Raw genomic sequence first — 1,063 nt, 5'->3', positions numbered from 1 at the left:
TGAGAAACCCGAAGGTATTGTCTGGTTTTGGATAGGGACTCATAGCGATTACGATGCAATATTAGCTCAGAAATAAAGTCCCCGATCGCCCTTGTGCATTTCATTTGCGATCGCCCTTAAAGATTCTAACGAATAACTTGTAGGGGCGGGTTTTACCAACCATCAGTGCCTAAGACCAATAATTTCGTAAACCGGCCCCCACCCTTGCTGAAAACAACCTCATCAAACAGTCCTCGACTGAGGACTTTAGCTGTGATATCATGTCCGATCGCTCGCCCATAATACAATTGCCGGGGCCCGTTTGTGAGATTGTCCGTTTTTGGCTAATATTTTTGTCACACGGGCCCCTACTTGAATCAGGGTAATCGACCGGACATGATATAACTTGTAGGGGCGGGTTTTACCAACCATCAGTGCCTAAGACCAATAATCTCGTAAACCCGCCCCCACCCTTGCTGAAAACTATATTGATTATTTCAATTTCAACAGGTTTTTGGGTTCCGGGACACCCTACCTATGTGCCAGTTACGTAGTCCTGAATAAACCCGCCCCTGGCACATCTGTATCAAAAATCCCGCTCTTAATATTTCAGTATAATCACACTTGCTATTGATTTTTTTTGTTATGTCATCCATCTCGCGCTGGCTCCTTCGCAATATTACTTAATAAATTTCCCCATCTTCATCAAAACTTTAATTAAAAAGGTATTTTTAAATAAAAATTTACATATATTATCTGAAAATACTGTTAGTGTTAGCACAACCTTCAGGAATAGTTTCGGATGCAAGTCGCGAAATAGGGAAATTATTGTCTTTTTTTAGCTATCAGTAGGTGCAGTATGCCAAATTTAAATAATCAAGTTTCAGGAAGTGCGATCGCCTTTATAGATACTAAAGTAGAAAATTATCAAAGTTTGATGGCCGGGGTAAAACCGGGTACGGAAGTAGTCGTTTTGGATGGGAACCGGGATGCGATCGACCAAATTACTCAAATTTTAGGCGATCGTACCAATATAGACAGCATCCACATAGTTTCTCACGGTGCTCCCGGCAGCTTGCAACTC

1 protein-coding gene is annotated in these 1,063 nt (G+C 41.8%); it reads left to right on the top strand.

Translation table 11 applies throughout. The features are described from left to right. Window positions 1-838: 838 nt before the first annotated feature. On the top strand, window positions 839-1,063 hold a 225-nt coding region (locus ACUVJL_RS29225), incomplete at its 3' end, for a DUF4347 domain-containing protein (RefSeq protein ID WP_445249052.1).

Origin of the sequence: Microcoleus sp. OTE_8_concoct_300 (genome assembly GCF_031383065.1) — a bacterium.
Lineage (GTDB): Bacteria > Cyanobacteriota > Cyanobacteriia > Cyanobacteriales > Microcoleaceae > Microcoleus.
The sequence above is the reverse complement of the archived record's forward strand: the minus strand, read 5'-3'. Positions and strand labels throughout refer to the sequence as shown.